The organism is Aphanothece microscopica RSMan92, assembly GCF_046613545.2.
Classification (GTDB): domain Bacteria; phylum Cyanobacteriota; class Cyanobacteriia; order PCC-6307; family Cyanobiaceae; genus NIES-981.
The window spans coordinates 1-1,237 of the sequence record NZ_JBKKKY020000194.1; the positions used below are offsets into that span (position 1 = coordinate 1).

Below are 1,237 nucleotides of genomic sequence, written 5' to 3' on the forward strand. Positions count from 1 at the left end.
ACCCGGGAGCCTGGCCGCCCTTTCATGCGCAACCTGCTGCAAGCGACGGATCGCGACCGCCTGGTCGCCCATCTGCGAGGCCCGCTCGCGCGGGTGGTGACGGTCGGCGGCCAGCGGTTGCCGGCCATGGCGGAGGCCGATGGGCCGGAGGGGGGCAGCTTCTGCGCCGCGCCGGGCAATGCCGCCGCCGCCGAATTGCTGGCGCTGCCGGAAATCCGCGACACCAGGCCGACCTTCACCGACGCCATCCTCGACTTCGTGATGGCGATGGCGGATGCGCCGCTGCCCTGCCGGCGGGCCGGCATCGGGCAGGTCGCCGTGCTGCGCAACGACCCGCGCGACTTCGAGATCCTGACGCCGTTCCACCGCTTCAGCGGCAACCTGGCGGAAGGCATGGTCCGGCAGCATTTGCGCGGCCCGCAGGAAAGGCTTCCCCCCATCCTGCACACCGGCAACCTGGTGGAATTCCACATCCAGCGGCACCGCCCCTGCGTGGATGTGGAGACGACGATCGTCGATTGCGGGCTGCGCCTGGGGGCGGATGGCAGCGTGGTGCTGATGCATGAAAGCCGCATCATGGGCCGCGCCGGCTGGCTGCGCGCCCGCGATGTGGACGCCGGGACGCTGCGCTACGAATACGAGATCACGCCCGGCTCCCCGCTGCTGCGGGTGACCGTGACCTTCACCGCGGCGATCAAGCTGAGCCAGCTTCGCGTCACAACGGCGGTGGATGCGCTGGACGAGGCCGGGCTGGAACTGGCGGAGGCGGAGATCGGCGCCGGGGCGGCCTGGCGCCCCTTCGGCGTGCCGAAGGAGCCGGGGCTGGCGATCTGGGCGGAGAACCAGCCGGTCGGCCATGTCGCGATCGGCGCCGCCGGCTGGCCGGAGGACGCGCCGGTGCTGCATATCCGCCCCGCCATGCCGGCGCGGGTGATGGGGGTGAAGGCGGTGGCGCAGCGCCCCGGCGCGCTGCATTGGGTGCTGGTCCGCCACGGGGCGGTGGACCTCGCGGCCGGGGGCAGCCTCTCGGTGCGGGAGGAAAGGCTGCTCGCCGTCGGCACGCGGGCCGAGGCGGCGGGGCCGGCGATGTCGCGCGGCGATGCGCCGGGGCTGGACCTGGACCCGCTGCCGCCCTCGGGCGCGGCGCTGGCGGCGGTGGCGGCCTTCCTGCTGTTCGCCGACGACTATGCCGTGCCGCCCTCGTCCGAACGGCGGCAGGCGCTGGCCGAATTCCTGG

The 1,237-nt window shown here is 73.6% G+C and carries 1 protein-coding gene; it reads left to right on the forward strand.

What is annotated here, in order from left to right; translation table 11 throughout:
* Nucleotides 1-24: 24 nt before the first annotated feature.
* The coding region (locus ACLD7X_RS16900) for a hypothetical protein (protein ID WP_411424853.1) at nucleotides 25-1,237 on the forward strand (1,213 nt) is incomplete at its 3' end.